15 protein-coding genes are annotated in these 12960 nt (G+C 63.3%); 12 read left to right on the top strand and 3 right to left on the bottom strand.

Annotation, left to right across the window (positions count from 1 at the left end; all coding sequences use genetic code 11):
• Positions 1 to 30: 30 nt before the first annotated feature.
• The gene (locus CSQ91_RS14910; RefSeq protein WP_099388822.1) at positions 31 to 393 is read left to right on the top strand and encodes a translation initiation factor Sui1; all 363 of its coding nucleotides are present in this window, start codon (positions 31 to 33) and stop codon (positions 391 to 393) included.
• Positions 394 to 465: 72 nt separating this feature from the next.
• Positions 466 to 1320 (top strand): hypothetical protein, encoded by an 855-nt coding sequence (locus CSQ91_RS14905; protein ID WP_143451033.1) that lies wholly within the window; start codon positions 466 to 468, stop codon positions 1318 to 1320.
• Between the two features lie 48 nt (positions 1321 to 1368).
• Here the strand turns inward: CSQ91_RS14905 and CSQ91_RS14900 are convergent, their stop codons facing one another.
• From CSQ91_RS14900 to flgA, 3 genes are all read right to left on the bottom strand, one after another.
• Entirely contained in the window at positions 1369 to 1836 is a 468-nt protein-coding gene (locus CSQ91_RS14900; protein WP_034787165.1) for a flagella synthesis protein FlgN, read from the bottom strand.
• Between the two features lie 8 nt (positions 1837 to 1844).
• Positions 1845 to 2153: a flagellar biosynthesis anti-sigma factor FlgM gene (flgM, locus tag CSQ91_RS14895; RefSeq protein WP_034787161.1), complete on the bottom strand. Its 309-nt coding sequence runs from the start codon at positions 2151 to 2153 to the stop codon at positions 1845 to 1847.
• 111 nt (positions 2154 to 2264) lie between these two features.
• Positions 2265 to 2960 carry a flagellar basal body P-ring formation chaperone FlgA gene (gene flgA, locus CSQ91_RS14890; RefSeq protein WP_034787159.1) on the bottom strand — a complete coding sequence of 232 codons (696 nt, stop codon included), beginning with the start codon at positions 2958 to 2960 and terminating at the stop codon, positions 2265 to 2267.
• Positions 2961 to 3151: 191 nt separating this feature from the next.
• Here flgA and flgB point away from each other — a divergent pair, with 191 nt between their 5' ends.
• The 10 genes from flgB (at position 3152) to flgK (ending at position 12917) form a co-directional block, all read left to right on the top strand.
• Complete coding sequence (flgB, locus tag CSQ91_RS14885; protein ID WP_034754084.1) at positions 3152 to 3604, top strand: flagellar basal body rod protein FlgB; 453 nt, start codon at positions 3152 to 3154, stop codon at positions 3602 to 3604.
• A gap of 2 nt (positions 3605 to 3606) precedes the next feature.
• Entirely contained in the window at positions 3607 to 4008 is a 402-nt protein-coding gene (flgC, locus tag CSQ91_RS14880) for a flagellar basal body rod protein FlgC (RefSeq protein WP_034754081.1), read from the top strand.
• A gap of 15 nt (positions 4009 to 4023) precedes the next feature.
• Positions 4024 to 4719, top strand: a complete 696-nt coding sequence (locus tag CSQ91_RS14875) for a flagellar hook assembly protein FlgD (protein ID WP_034787157.1) — start codon at positions 4024 to 4026, stop codon at positions 4717 to 4719.
• A 53-nt stretch (positions 4720 to 4772) separates the two neighbouring features.
• Positions 4773 to 6320 (top strand): flagellar hook protein FlgE, encoded by a 1548-nt coding sequence (locus CSQ91_RS14870; RefSeq protein WP_034787155.1) that lies wholly within the window; start codon positions 4773 to 4775, stop codon positions 6318 to 6320.
• 60 nt (positions 6321 to 6380) lie between these two features.
• A complete protein-coding gene (locus CSQ91_RS14865; RefSeq protein ID WP_070253727.1) occupies positions 6381 to 7124 on the top strand; it encodes a flagellar basal body rod protein FlgF in 744 nt (247 codons plus the stop codon).
• Between the two features lie 72 nt (positions 7125 to 7196).
• Positions 7197 to 7979, top strand: a complete 783-nt coding sequence (flgG, locus tag CSQ91_RS14860) for a flagellar basal-body rod protein FlgG (RefSeq protein ID WP_034754070.1) — start codon at positions 7197 to 7199, stop codon at positions 7977 to 7979.
• A 50-nt stretch (positions 7980 to 8029) separates the two neighbouring features.
• Positions 8030 to 8680, top strand: a complete 651-nt coding sequence (locus CSQ91_RS14855) for a flagellar basal body L-ring protein FlgH (protein WP_034787150.1) — start codon at positions 8030 to 8032, stop codon at positions 8678 to 8680.
• A 2-nt stretch (positions 8681 to 8682) separates the two neighbouring features.
• Positions 8683 to 9798 carry a flagellar basal body P-ring protein FlgI gene (locus CSQ91_RS14850; protein ID WP_034787148.1) on the top strand — a complete coding sequence of 372 codons (1116 nt, stop codon included), beginning with the start codon at positions 8683 to 8685 and terminating at the stop codon, positions 9796 to 9798.
• Positions 9799 to 9808: 10 nt separating this feature from the next.
• Positions 9809 to 10735 (top strand): flagellar assembly peptidoglycan hydrolase FlgJ, encoded by a 927-nt coding sequence (gene flgJ / locus CSQ91_RS14845; RefSeq protein ID WP_070253729.1) that lies wholly within the window; start codon positions 9809 to 9811, stop codon positions 10733 to 10735.
• Positions 10736 to 10949: 214 nt separating this feature from the next.
• Positions 10950 to 12917, top strand: a complete 1968-nt coding sequence (flgK, locus tag CSQ91_RS14840; protein WP_070253730.1) for a flagellar hook-associated protein FlgK — start codon at positions 10950 to 10952, stop codon at positions 12915 to 12917.
• The last annotated feature ends 43 nt before the right edge of the window (positions 12918 to 12960 follow it).

Here is a 12960-nt window from a genome sequence, read left to right as displayed (position 1 = left end):
CGCGCTTTCTTCCTCTTTTATCGTTCCCTCATGAAAAGCAGCTCCCAGGGCGGTCTCGTCTATTCCACCGAAACGGGCCGCATGTGCCCCGCCTGCCGCCAGCCGCTGGCGCAATGCGCATGCAAGGCGCAAGCCAAGGCGGCGCCCGCGGGCGATGGCGTGGTGCGCGTCTCGCGCCAGACCAAGGGCCGTGGCGGCAAGAGCGTCACCGTGGTCAAGGGTTTGCCGCTGGACGCCATGGCGCTGGCCCTGCTGGGCAAGCAGTTGCGCACGCAGTGCGGCTCGGGCGGCACGGTCAAGGATGGCGTGATCGAGGTGCAGGGCGACCATGTCGACACCATCCTGGCCGCGCTGGTCAAACTGGGCCACCAGCCGAAAAAGGCCGGCGGCTGAGCGTGCGGAGGCGTGCGGGGCTGTGCCGCAGGCCTGTGGTAACGTGCATTTCCTTTTATGCGCCACCTCATCATGAATAGCAAACTGACCGGCATCGCCAGCGCCGCTGCCATCGCGGCGGTACTGGCGCTCGTGTACTGGCCCGCACCCGACGCCGGCGCGCCGCAAGCGGATGCGGCTGCCGCCAGCGCGCCGGCGGGGCGCAGCCTGGCGTCGTATCTGAATATCGACGCCGCCCCCGTCGCCGATGCCGCGCCCGTTCCCGTGACCCTGGGGCGGCAGCTTGCGCGCCTGGCCGCCAGCGGCAGGGCGGAAGACGCGTATGCGGCGTTCAGCCTGATCGACGACTGCATCGTCTTCCAGCACGAAGGGCGCTTGCCGGGCATGGAATTCGAACTGGGCCGCGAGATGACGGTGGAAGAAAAAGCCGCCCAACAGCAGCTGTGCGCGGGCCTGACACAGCGCCAGCGCGAGGACCGGCTCGGCTACCTGGCCACCGCCGCCAAGGCGGGCGTGCCGGGCGCGGCCACCCTGTTCCTGTCGGAAGGCCCGTTCGGCGACCGCAGCGCGCTGCGCAACCGTCCCGACGATCCGCTGGTGCAGGCATGGAAGCGGCAAGCCATCGCCCAGCTGACGGCGCAGGCGGACGAGGCGGAACTGACCAGCGTGGCTACCCTGATGATGGCGTACTTGCGCGATGGCGAGGTGGTGCGCAAGGATGCGCCGCAAGCGTATGGCTACCTGCTGGCCCTGCGCCAGGTCTACGACGATATCCTCGCGCCCGGCGTCACCAATCCGTATCAGGATGAGTACTGGCACTGGCTGCAGGCGGAGCTGACGCCGGAGCAGCAAGCCGCGGCCAGCGCCAGGGCGCAAGCCATCGTGGCGAAATACCGCCAGCATGCGGGGCGTCCCGCGCACGGTTGAGCTGGCAAGGCCGCTGCGCCTTGCCGGGTTGCTGTTAACTAAGGGGGATTAGCCGATGACGACGCGCCGGCTGGCCGTATTCGTCGTCGGTTGGCCGCTGGGGCCGTAGAAATTGCCGCTTTGGGCTGGGGGGCGCATGGCGTTCAGGGCGCCTTGCGTATGTACCATATGCTTGTTGACGAGCAGGCTGTTCAGGCGGTTTTGTTCCTTGGCTTCGCGCGTCGTCTCGAGCAGGGCTTTCCACAGGGGCGCCGCTTCCGCTTCGCCGGCGCCCACCAGCCAGTCTTCCATGCCCGCTTCGGCCGCCATGAAACCGGCTGCCGCCAGCGCCTGGTGGCGTTGCGCCGCCAGCTGGCTCAATTGTCCTACGAGTGCCGTCTTGCGCACCGTGAGCTCCGTGATTGCATCGATGTCAGCGGCAACCAGATGCCGCTGTTCTTCTTTCATCAATGCCAGCAATGTGGTCATGAGCTGTTGCTCGTCGCGCAGGCTGGAAAACGGAGTCACTGATTGCATGAGGGAACCTATCTATTTCGTGAGTGCAGCAAGTCCTTGACCGTGTCGAGGAGACCGTCCGCCACTTTTTCTGAGTTGACCTGGAACTGGCCGTCGGCGATCGCCAGCTTGATGCGTTCGACTTTTTTCGTGTCGAACACGGCGCCGCTGCCGGCAGTTGCACTGGCCGCTAATGCCTGTCCTTGCGGAGACAGGCGTACATTGTCCGACGTTGTCGGTGTTGCCTGGGCTTTCTCGGCATTCCGGGCGCCGGAGGTACTCGCGGGCGCCACCGGCAGGCCGGGATTGCTTTTAATGGTGTTGTCGGTAATTTTCACAGCGTGATCCTCGTCTGGTCGAAGTCAAAAAACTCCGGGATATGTGTCATTATCGGCACCTTCTCCCGAAACTTTAGTGCGCCAGACCACAATATCGCTGTCCATCCGTGTTTAAAAGGCGACCTCCACCAAGCCGCCTGCGCGCGCCACGCCGCTGATCTGCTGGCCGCTCTGCGTGCGTACCTGCACCGTCTGGCCATCGCCGGCGCTGCCGATGGCGCGCCCTTCTGATGCCACCTGGAAACCATTGCCACTGGAAACCACGCGTACCAGCTGGCCTTGCATCACCACCGGCTTGCGGCGCAGGGTGTCGAGGCGCATCGGCGTGCCGGGTGGCAAGGAAATATTCGTGCTGGCGCCCACCACCTGGGCCATGTCCGTGGCGATGCCTGCCGGCAATGCGGCCAGGTCGCCCTGCATCGTTACCAGCTGGCTGGCGTCGATGGCTTGCCCTTGCGCCAGCGGTACGGCGCTGGCCACGTAATCGCCGACGACGGCCACGTTCGCTTGCAGATAGATGGTCCAGTTGCTTGGCGCCGTGCAGCGCACGCCGACGGTGGTCTTGCCCCAGGCGCGCGCGCCCGGCGCCATGAATGCTTGCGGCGCGGGGCAGGCGGCCAGGTTCAGGCGCGGATCGACGGCGCCGACGGTCACCGTCACCTTGCCGGGCAAGCCGTTGCTTTGCACTTGCAGGAATTGTTCCACGCTGTTGCGCAGCGCTTCCGGCGTCTGACGGCCGGCGTTTTGCGCCTGGGCCAGCAGTGGCAGGGAGGCAAGAGCGAAGAGGAAAGCAAGCGGTGTTTTCATGGTGATAGGCCTCTGGAATAGTGCCATGATAGTGCGCGCGGCCCCGTTCGAAGCCCCGATTAAGGGGTAAAAGTACGGTCTGATCCGGCGATGGTCTTGCTGGTGGGCGCCGTACTATGTTTCCTGTCATCACTAATCCGCCATCCTTCCGCCATCTCGGGCGCCAGTGGCAGATCTTTCCGGAGCCTGACATGATAGGGAAACTCGACGATTACATGCGCTTCAACGAGACGGCGCTGAGCCTGCGCTCGACGCGCCAGGAATTGCTCGCCTCGAATATCGCCAATGCCGACACGCCCAACTACAAGGCGCGCGATGTCGATTTCGCCGCCGCGCTGAAGGGCGCGATGGCGCGCAAGGATGGCGTGCCGCCGGCCCTGAAGGGCACGGCGCCGCAGCATATGCCGGGCAAGGGCGTGGCCGCGGCTGCGGGCGCAGCCGGTGGCGGCAAGGTCGAGACCCTGGCCGACGGCACGCCGCTGCTGTACCGCGCGCCGGCCCAGGGCGCCGTCGATGGCAATACGGTGGACATGGATCTCGAGCGCAACGCCTTTGCCGACAATGCCATCCGCTACGAGGCGGCCGTGACGTTCCTTAACTCGCAGATCAAGGGCATGCTGACGGCCATCCAGGGAGGACAATAATCATGTCGCTATTTAATATCTTCAATGTTTCCGGTTCGGCCATGAGCGCCCAGGCGCAGCGCCTGAACACGGTGGCCAGCAACCTGGCCAATGCCGACAGCGCCACCAGCGCCACGGGCGAAGCCTACCGTGCCAAGCAGGTGGTGTTCGAAGCCGTGCCCATGGCCAATGGCGCCACGGCCGTCAAGGTGCAGAAGGTGATCGAAGACCCATCGCCGATGAAGCTGGTCTACGACCCGAAGAACCCGCTGGCCGACGAGAAGGGCTACGTCACCATGCCGAACGTGAATACGGTCGACGAGATGGTCAATATGCTGTCGGCTTCGCGCTCGTACCAGACCAACGTGGAAACCATGAACGCGGCCAAGTCGCTGCTCCTGAAAACCCTCACCATCGGCCAATAAGGCTGACTGATCATTATGGCAACCATCGATACCAATACCGCCGTCACCACCGATCTGATGGCGACGATGAATCCGAAGAAGAGCACTGCCGAGGCAGGCAGTGTCGAAGCGGAAACGAACAAATTCCTCACCTTGCTGGTCACCCAGCTGAAAAACCAGGATCCGATGAATCCGCTGGACAATGCGCAATTGACCAGCCAACTGGCGCAATTGTCCACCGTGACGGGCGTCAACAAGCTCAACACGACCCTGGAAACGCTGAAGGCCAGCTACCAGCAAGCCGAATCGATGCAGGCGGCCAACATCATCGGCCATGGCGTGTTGACAGCGGGCAAGGATATCAACCTGAGCAAGAGCGCCGCGCTGCTGGGCGTGGACCTGGCCACGGCAGCCGACAAGGTCAAGGTCATCATCTACAAGGATGGCAAGGAAGTCCATTCCATCGACCTGGGCGCACAGGCGGCGGGCACCTTGCCGCTGGGCTGGAACGGTTCCACCGCCGATCTCGACAAGGATGGCAAGCCGGTCGTGCTGGCCGACGGCGCCTATACCTTCACGGTGGAAGCCACGCGCGGTGGCACCAAGCTCAAGGATGCGACGGCGCTGATGTTCGGTTCGGTCGCCAGCGTGTCGACGGGCGCGAATGGCGTGAAATTGAATGTTCCGGGCGTGGGCAGCATCACCATGGCCGACGTGAAACAGATTCTGTAAGCCGCTTCCCCTTAGCGTGACCCTCTACCCCTAATTTCTACCAGGAGAACACAATGTCTTTCCAACAAGGCCTGAGCGGCTTGAATGGCGCCGCCAAATCGCTGGACGTCATCGGCAACAACATCGCCAACTCGTCGACCGTGGGTTTCAAGCAGTCGCAGGCCCAGTTCGCCGACATTTATGCCAACTCGCTGTATGGCGTGGGCGGCAACCAGGCGGGGATCGGCGTGTCGGTCTCGCAAATCGCCCAGCAATTCAACCAGGGTAACCTGGAAACGTCGTCGAATCCCCTCGACATCGCCATCAATGGCGGCGGCTTCTTCCGTACCAGCGTCAACGGCGCCATCCAGTACTCGCGCAATGGCCAGTTCCAGGTCGACAAGAGCGGCTTCATCGTCAACGCCCAGCTGGCGCAACTGACCGGCTATCCGGCCGACGTCAACGGCAAGATCGTCGCCGGCGCCGTCGTGCCCCTGCAAATCGATCAGTCGGACATGAAGCCCCAGGCAACGACCAAGGTCGACACGCAAGTCAACCTCAATTCGAACACGGCCATGCCGACCACGGTGCCGTTCAAGTCGACGGACGACACCTCGTACCACAAGCAGTTCCCCGTCGAAGTCTTCGATTCGTTGGGCAATTCCCACAACATGGCCAATTTCTACGTCAAGACGGGCACCAATACCTGGGATGTCTACTCGGCCATTGACGGCACGGAAGTGACCAGCATGAAGGTCGCGGCCGCCCTGCAGACGGACCCGGCCTCGCTGGCCGCGCGCGCCGCCTACCAGGCTGCCGCCACGGCCGTGCCGCTGGTGCCGGCCAACGTGACGACGGCCGCCGTCGCCTATGGCAATGCGGTTGGTGCCGCCGTCTCGGCGGCCGCCGCTGCCGCGGGCGCCACGCCGGCGCAACTGGCCGCCATCGCCGCCACCTACGGCAGTGCCGTGCCGAACGGCGTCAACTCGAGCCGCACGCCCGACCAGATCGACGCTGCCATCCGCGCCGTGACCGTGGTGCCAGCCGTCAAGACCGGTTCGCTGGTCTTCAACACGGTCGGCAGCCTGGACCGGGCCGCCATGCTGGCCCTGACGCCGCCGCAAACCTTGCCTGTCACCGTCAACCTGCCGATCTTCCCGGCCACGGGCGCGAATGCGACCCTGTCGGTCCAGGTCGACTTCACCAAGTCGACCCAGCTGGGCACCGCCACGGCGGAAAAGAAAACGGAAGCGGACGGCTACAAGGCGGGCCAGCTGAGCCAATTCATCGTGGGTGACGACGGCGTCATCCAGGGCCAGTACAACAATGGCAAGACGCGCGCCTTGGGCCAAGTGGTGTTGAGCAACTTTACCAACCCGAACGGCCTGGAGCCGCTGGGCAACAACGCCTGGGTGGAAAGCTCGGCCTCGGGCAAGCCCGTCACGGGCGAGCCCAAGACGGGCAACCTGGGCAACTTGCGCGCCTCGGCTGTGGAAGTGTCGAACGTGGACCTGACGGCGGAACTGGTCAACATGATCACGGCCCAGCGCGCCTACCAGGCGAATGCGCAGACCATCAAGACGCAGGATTCCGTTTTGCAGACCCTCGTCAACCTGCGTTAAGAGTAAGGGGAGCGGTTCTTTCGGACTGCTCCCGGCTTTCGTTTTGCACGGAGAAAACACATGGACCGTCTCATCTACACCGCCGGCTCGGGCGCCAAGCACATCCTGGACAAGCAGGCGACTACGGCGAATAACCTGGCGAACGCCACCAGCACGGGTTTCCGCGCCCAGCTCGACTCGTTCCGCGCCGTGCCCGTGGTGGCCGACGGCATGATGCCGACGCGCGCCTTTGTCGTCGATTCGACGGTCGGTTCCGATTTCACACAAGGTCCGATGCAGCACACGGGTCGCGCGCTCGACGTGGCCGTGGAAAACGGCGGCTGGATCGCGGTGCAGTCGGCCGACGGTTCCGAAGCCTACACGCGCAACGGCGCCTTGAAACTCAATGAAAACGGCATGCTGCAAACGCAGGGCGGGCTGATGGTGCAGGGCGATACGGGCCCCATGGCGATTCCGCCCGGCGTGACGGTGGCCATCGCCAGCGATGGCACGGTGGGCACGATTTCCACCGACGTGCCGCCAGGGCCATCGACGGTGCTGGGACGCATCAAGCTGGTCAACCCGCCCGAGCAGCAACTGGTGCGCGGCGATGACGGCCTGTTCCGTCTGAAGGATGGCACGGTGGCGCAAGCCGACCAGGCCGTCAAATTGACCACGGGCGCGCTGGAAGGCAGCAATGTCAGCCCCGTCGACTCCATGGTCAGCATGATCGCCCTGGCGCGCCAGTTCGAAACGCAAATGAGCTTGTTGAAGAATGCCGAGAATAACGCGGCGAAAGCCACCCAGATCCTCGCTTTGAATTGACGGGGGCCACCGCATAATGGTCACATAGAAATAGTCTACAGGGCTGGTTAGCGCTGTTATTGGAGAAAAATCATGATTCGTTCCCTTTGGATTGCCAAGACCGGCCTGGAAGCGCAGCAGACGCAGATGGACGTGATCGCCAATAACCTGGCCAACGTCAGCACCACGGGCTTCAAGAAGTCGCGCGCCGTGTTTGAAGACTTGCTCTACCAAAATGTGCGCCAGCCGGGCGCGCAATCGTCGCAGCAAACCCAGCTGCCATCGGGCTTGCAGATCGGCACCGGCGTGCGCACCGTGGCGACCGAACGCATCCATACGCAGGGCAATCCCCAGGCCTCGGGCAATTCGCGCGATGTGATGGTCAACGGCACGGGCTTTTTCCAGGTGCTGATGCCGGACGGCGCCACTGCCTACACGCGCGACGGCTCGTTCCAGACGGATGCCAACGGCCAGCTCGTCACCTCGGAAGGCTTCGTGATCCAGCCCGCCATCACCGTGCCGACCAATGCGCTGAGCCTGACCGTGGCGCGCGACGGCACCGTGTCCGTCACCTTGCCCGACACCGTTGCGCCATCGCAAATCGGCTCCCTGCAACTGACCACTTTCGTCAATCCCGCCGGCCTGGAATCGAAGGGCGAAAACCTGTACATGGAAACGGGCGCTTCCGGCGTGGCGCAAACCAACACCCCGGGCACGAACGGCGCCGGCGTGCTGATGCAAGGCTATATCGAGACGTCGAACGTCAACGTGGCCGAGGAAATGGTCAACATGATCCAGACGCAGCGCGCCTACGAGATCAACAGCAAGGCCATCACCACATCCGATCAAATGCTGCAGAAATTGTCGCAACTTTAATTTTCATAGTCGTCATGCCATCCGCCGCCGGATGGCAGCGGAGGTTCGCCATGCAATACCCCATCATCGCTTTGTTCTCCGCAGTCCTGCTGTCCGGCTGCGCCATCACGCCTACGTCAATCGTGCAATATCCCACCAGCACGCGCGCGCCGATGCCGGAACCCGTGGTCGTCAACAATGGCTCCATCTACCAGCCGTCGACCTACCGTCCCGCCTTCGAAGACCGCCGCGCGCGCCACGTGGGCGACACCATGACGATCGCCATCACCGAGCGCACGAATGCCGTCAAGGCGGGCGCCAGTTCCGGCAACAAGTCGGGCAGCGTGGGCTTCAGCACGCCGGGCATGCTGCAGGGCCGCCTGGGTGGCACCGTGGCGGCAAATGGCGCGACGAAATTTGCCGATGGCGACAACCAGTCCGCCAGCAACACGTTTTCCGGCGTGATCGGCGTGACGGTCATTGAAGTGCTGCCGAATGGCAACCTGATCGTCGCCGGCGAAAAACAGATCGCCATGAACAAGGGCACGGAATTCATCCGCTTCTCGGGCATGGTCAATCCCGACACCATAGGCACGGGCAACGTCGTGCCATCGACCCAGGTGGCCGAGGCGCGCGTCGAATACCGCACCAACAGCCAGATCGACCGCGCCGAAATGGCCTCGATGGCGTCGCGCTTCTTCCTCAGCCTGCTGCCTTTCTGATCATGGCAACGTTGACCTTTCCCCGTTTTCTCGCCATCTGCGGCCTGGCTGCCTCGCTGCTGGCGCCCGTGGCGCAGGCCGAGCGCATCAAGGACCTGGCCAGCATCGCCGGCGTGCGCCAGAATCAGCTGATGGGCTATGGCCTCGTCGTCGGTCTCGACGGCAGCGGCGACCAGACCACGCAAACCCCATTCACCATCCAGAGCGTGGCGGCGATGCTGCAGCAGCAAGGCATCAACTTGCCACAAGGCACCAGTTTGCAGCTGAAAAACGTGGCCGCCGTGATGGTGACGACGGCCTTGCCCGCGTTTGCCCAGCCGGGCCAGTTGCTCGACGTGACGGTATCGTCGATGGGCAATGCGAAAAGCTTGCGCGGCGGCACCTTGCTGATGACGCCATTGAAGGGCGCCGATGGCCAGGTGTACGGCATGGCGCAGGGCAACGTGCTGGTGGGCGGCGTGGGCGCGCAGGCGGCCGGCAGCTCAGTCGTCATCAATCACCTGAGCGTGGGCCGCATCTCGGGCGGCGCTACCGTCGAGCGCAGCGTGCCTTCGGCCTTGGGCGCCAACAACACCATCCGCCTGGAATTGAATGCCACCGATTTCGCCACCGCCAGCCGCGTGGTCGACGCCATCAACAGCCGCTACGGCGCCGGCACGGCCGCCGCGCTCGACGGCCGCGTGATCCAGGTGCAGTCGCCCAGCGGCAGCGACCAGCGCGTGTCCTTCCTGGGCCAGCTGGAAAGCATCGAAGTCAATCCGGCCCGCCTGGCGGCCAAGGTCATCATGAATGCGCGCACCGGTTCCGTCGTGATGAACCAGTCCGTGACCCTGGAAACATGCGCCATTTCGCACGGCAACCTGTCCGTCACCATCAATGTCGAGCCGCAAGTGAGCCAGCCGGCGCCCTTGTCGGGCGGGCGCACGGTAGTCACGCAGACGGCGCAGATCGATATCAAGAAGGAACCGGGCAAAGTCATGCTGGTCAAGGGCGGCGCCTCGCTGTCCGACGTGGTCAAGGCCCTCAACGCCATCGGCGCCTCGCCGCAAGACTTGCTGGCCATCCTGCAGGCGATGAAAGCGGCCGGTTCGCTGCGCGCCGAACTCGAAATCATTTGATGGGCACGCCATGATCAGTCAAACCGACCTCAGCAATACCGCCGCCTATGACGTCAAGGGCATGGATGGCTTGCGCCAGTCCGCCAAGGCGAAGGACCCCGCCGCCCTGAAAGAGGCGGCCACGCAATTCGAAGCCATGTTCATCAATATGATGATGAAAAGCATGCGCGAAGCCACGCCGCAGGACGGCATCATGGATAGCCAGCAAAGCAAGATGTACACCTCGATGCTGGACCAGCAGACGAGCCAGAACCTGGCCAAGCGGGGCACGGGCCTGGCGGACGTGCTGATCCGCCAGCTGTCGTCGTCGAACCAGGCGCTGGCCGCCGATGGCGCCGAAGCGCCGTCGCCCCGTTCATCGAGCATGGCACAGGCGCTGGCTGCCTTCCGCCAGCAGCAGGGCGCCCTGACGGAAGGCGCCGGCAGCGCCGCCGCCAGCGGCAAGACCCTGAGCGACAAGGCCAACGCCACGCAGGCGCCGCACGTGCGCGCCTTCCAGGAAAAACTGGGCGTGCATGCGGAAGAAGCCAGCCGCGCCACCGGCATCCCGGCCAAGTTCATGCTGGGCCAGGCGGCGCTGGAAACGGGCTGGGGCAAGCGCGAAATCATCGCCCGCGACGGCAGCAGCAGCCACAACCTGTTCGGCATCAAGGCATCCAGCGACTGGAAGGGCAAGGTCACGGAAGCCGTCACCACGGAATACGTGAATGGCAAGGCGCAGCGCAAGGTGGAAAAATTCCGCGCCTACGACAGCTACGCGGACAGCTTCAAGGATTATGCACAGTTGATTACCAACAACAAACGCTACGAAAAAGTGCTGGCCAGCGCGGGCGACGCCAGCACGTTCGCCCACGGCTTGCAGAAAGCCGGTTATGCGACGGACCCGAATTACGCTGCCAAACTGACAAAGATCATCAAGAATTCGCTGGTCGGCTAAGAACACCTATCAAAACCTACTGCGCGTCGCGATTTGCGGCCTCCGATGCTCACTGTGCATCCGCACAGTTCCGCTTCTCGGCCGCAACTCACATCCGCTCGCTACGGTTTTGTTAGGTGTTATAAGAGATATCCTTTCTCCCTGTGCAAGCCGCGCGCTTCAAGTTTTCGCCGCGGCTGCCGTAAATACATTTGACGGTAACAAATAAGACACCATGACTTCGAATCTACTCAGCATCGGTAAGAGCGGTTTGCTTGCAGCGCAGGTGGGCCTGTCGACGACCGGGCATAACATCACCAATGCCAACGTGGACGGTTACAACCGCCAGGTGGTGCTGCAGCAGACGGCGCAGTTCAATAATGCCGGTTATGGCTTTGTTGGCAATGGTACCGAGGTATCGCAAGTCAAGCGCCAGTACGACGGTTTCATGGCGGCCCAGGTGAATGGCGCGCAGTCGGCCACCAGTTCGCTCGATGCGTATTACACGCAGATCAGCCAGATCGACAATATGCTGGCCGACCCCACGGCCGGGCTGTCGCCGGCGATGGCCGATTTCTTCAAGGGCGTGCAGGATTTCAGCTCGAATCCATCTTCCGTCTCGTCGCGCCAGGCATTGTTGTCGAGCGCAAATTCGCTGACCGCGCGCTTCCAGGGCCTCAGCGCGCGCCTGACGGAAATCGGCGACGGCGTCAATTCGCAGATCACCTCGAACGTCAAGGTGATCAACTCCTACGCCAAGCAGATCGCGGAACTCAATACGGCGATTACCAACCTGACCGTGAATGAAAGCAATCAGCCCAACGATTTGCTGGACCAGCGCGACCAGCTGATCACGGAGCTGAACAAATACGTCAAGGCAACTGTTCAGCCTGGCGCCGGCAACTCGATTACCGTCTCGATCGGCTCGGGCCAACCGCTGGTGGTGGGCGACAAGAACTTTGAACTGGCCACCACGCCGTCGCCGACGGACCCGAACCGCCTGGACGTGGGCTATGTGACGGGCACTTCCGTCACCAAGCTGTCGGAAAGTTCCCTCAGCGGCGGTGCGCTGGGCGGCTTGCTGGAATTCCGCAGCGGCAGCCTGGACCGCATCCAGAATTCGCTGGGCAAGGTCGCCATCGCGCTGGCCTCCACCTTCAATGAGCAGCACAAGCTGGGCCAGGACTTGAATGGCGACATGGGGGGCGATTTCTTCAAGTTGCCCGATCCCGTCATCGGCGCCGACTACCGCAACAACGCAACCAGCACGACCGTGCTGTCGGCCAAGGTCAGCGATCCGACCAAGCTGACGGCCAGCGATTATGCCGTCAAGTATGACGGCGCCAATTATGTGGTGACGCGCCAGAGCGACGGCGCGAAAACGACCATCAACCCCTATCCGCAAACCGTGCCGCAAACCATCGACGGCGTGGATTTCTCGATCACGGGCGCGGCTGCCGAAGGCGACAATTTCATGGTCAGGCCGACCGCGCACGGCGCTTCCGACCTGGCCGTGGCGATTACCGACCGCAACAAGCTGGCCGCCGGCGCGCCGATCGCCACGGGCGCGCCCGTCAGCAACACGGGTAGCGGCAAGCTCGGCGCAGGTAGCGTGGACAAGGCGTATCTAACGCCGGGCAACGCGTTGACGGGTACCGTCACCTTGACGTACGACAAGGCGACCACTTCGCTGTCGGGCTTCCCCGCGGGCCAGGCCGTGACGGTGAAAGGCTTGAACGGCGCCACCACCACGTACCCTGCCGGCACGGCGAACATTCCGTACACGGAAGGCGACAGCTTCAGCTTTGGCGGCATCAACGTCAACATGACGGGCGCGCCTGCGCAGGGCGATAAATTCACCATCGCGCCGAACTCGGGCGGCGTGGGCGACAACCGCAATGCCTCCTTGCTGGCGGGCTTGCAGACGAAGAACATTCTCGATGGCGGCAAGGCCACGTTCCAGGGTTCGTACGCGGAAACTGTCAGCTATGTCGGCAACAAGACGCGCGAAGTGCAGGTCAGCGGCCTGGCGAGTCTTGCGTTGTTGCAACAAACCAGCACGCAGCAGCAGGCCGTTTCCGGCGTCAATCTCGATGAAGAGGCGGCCAACCTGCTGCGCTACCAGCAAGCCTACCAGGCTTGCGGCAAGGTCATGCAGATCGCCAGTACCCTGTTCGACGTGGTCATCGGCCTCGGACGTTAATTATTCAAGCGGCGGCGCATAGCGCCCCGCCGCCATCAGGAAG

The organism is Janthinobacterium sp. BJB301 (genome assembly GCF_002735685.1).
Classification (GTDB): domain Bacteria; phylum Pseudomonadota; class Gammaproteobacteria; order Burkholderiales; family Burkholderiaceae_D; genus Janthinobacterium; species Janthinobacterium lividum.
The sequence above is the reverse complement of the archived record's forward strand: the minus strand, read 5'-3'. Positions and strand labels throughout refer to the sequence as shown.

What these genes read in the sequence shown, in the direction of transcription:
- CSQ91_RS14910 (WP_099388822.1), top strand. Translation starts at nt 31, where the DNA reads ATGAAAAGCAGCTCCCAGGGCGGTCTCGTCTATTCCACCGAAACGGGC.
- CSQ91_RS14905 (WP_143451033.1), top strand. Translation starts at nt 466, where the DNA reads ATGAATAGCAAACTGACCGGCATCGCCAGCGCCGCTGCCATCGCGGCG.
- CSQ91_RS14900 (WP_034787165.1), bottom strand. Translation starts at nt 1,836, where the DNA reads ATGCAATCAGTGACTCCGTTTTCCAGCCTGCGCGACGAGCAACAGCTC.
- flgA (WP_034787159.1), bottom strand. Translation starts at nt 2,960, where the DNA reads ATGAAAACACCGCTTGCTTTCCTCTTCGCTCTTGCCTCCCTGCCACTG.
- flgB (WP_034754084.1), top strand. Translation starts at nt 3,152, where the DNA reads ATGATAGGGAAACTCGACGATTACATGCGCTTCAACGAGACGGCGCTG.
- flgC (WP_034754081.1), top strand. Translation starts at nt 3,607, where the DNA reads ATGTCGCTATTTAATATCTTCAATGTTTCCGGTTCGGCCATGAGCGCC.
- CSQ91_RS14875 (WP_034787157.1), top strand. Translation starts at nt 4,024, where the DNA reads ATGGCAACCATCGATACCAATACCGCCGTCACCACCGATCTGATGGCG.
- CSQ91_RS14870 (WP_034787155.1), top strand. Translation starts at nt 4,773, where the DNA reads ATGTCTTTCCAACAAGGCCTGAGCGGCTTGAATGGCGCCGCCAAATCG.
- CSQ91_RS14865 (WP_070253727.1), top strand. Translation starts at nt 6,381, where the DNA reads ATGGACCGTCTCATCTACACCGCCGGCTCGGGCGCCAAGCACATCCTG.
- flgG (WP_034754070.1), top strand. Translation starts at nt 7,197, where the DNA reads ATGATTCGTTCCCTTTGGATTGCCAAGACCGGCCTGGAAGCGCAGCAG.
- CSQ91_RS14855 (WP_034787150.1), top strand. Translation starts at nt 8,030, where the DNA reads ATGCAATACCCCATCATCGCTTTGTTCTCCGCAGTCCTGCTGTCCGGC.
- CSQ91_RS14850 (WP_034787148.1), top strand. Translation starts at nt 8,683, where the DNA reads ATGGCAACGTTGACCTTTCCCCGTTTTCTCGCCATCTGCGGCCTGGCT.
- flgJ (WP_070253729.1), top strand. Translation starts at nt 9,809, where the DNA reads ATGATCAGTCAAACCGACCTCAGCAATACCGCCGCCTATGACGTCAAG.
- flgK (WP_070253730.1), top strand. Translation starts at nt 10,950, where the DNA reads ATGACTTCGAATCTACTCAGCATCGGTAAGAGCGGTTTGCTTGCAGCG.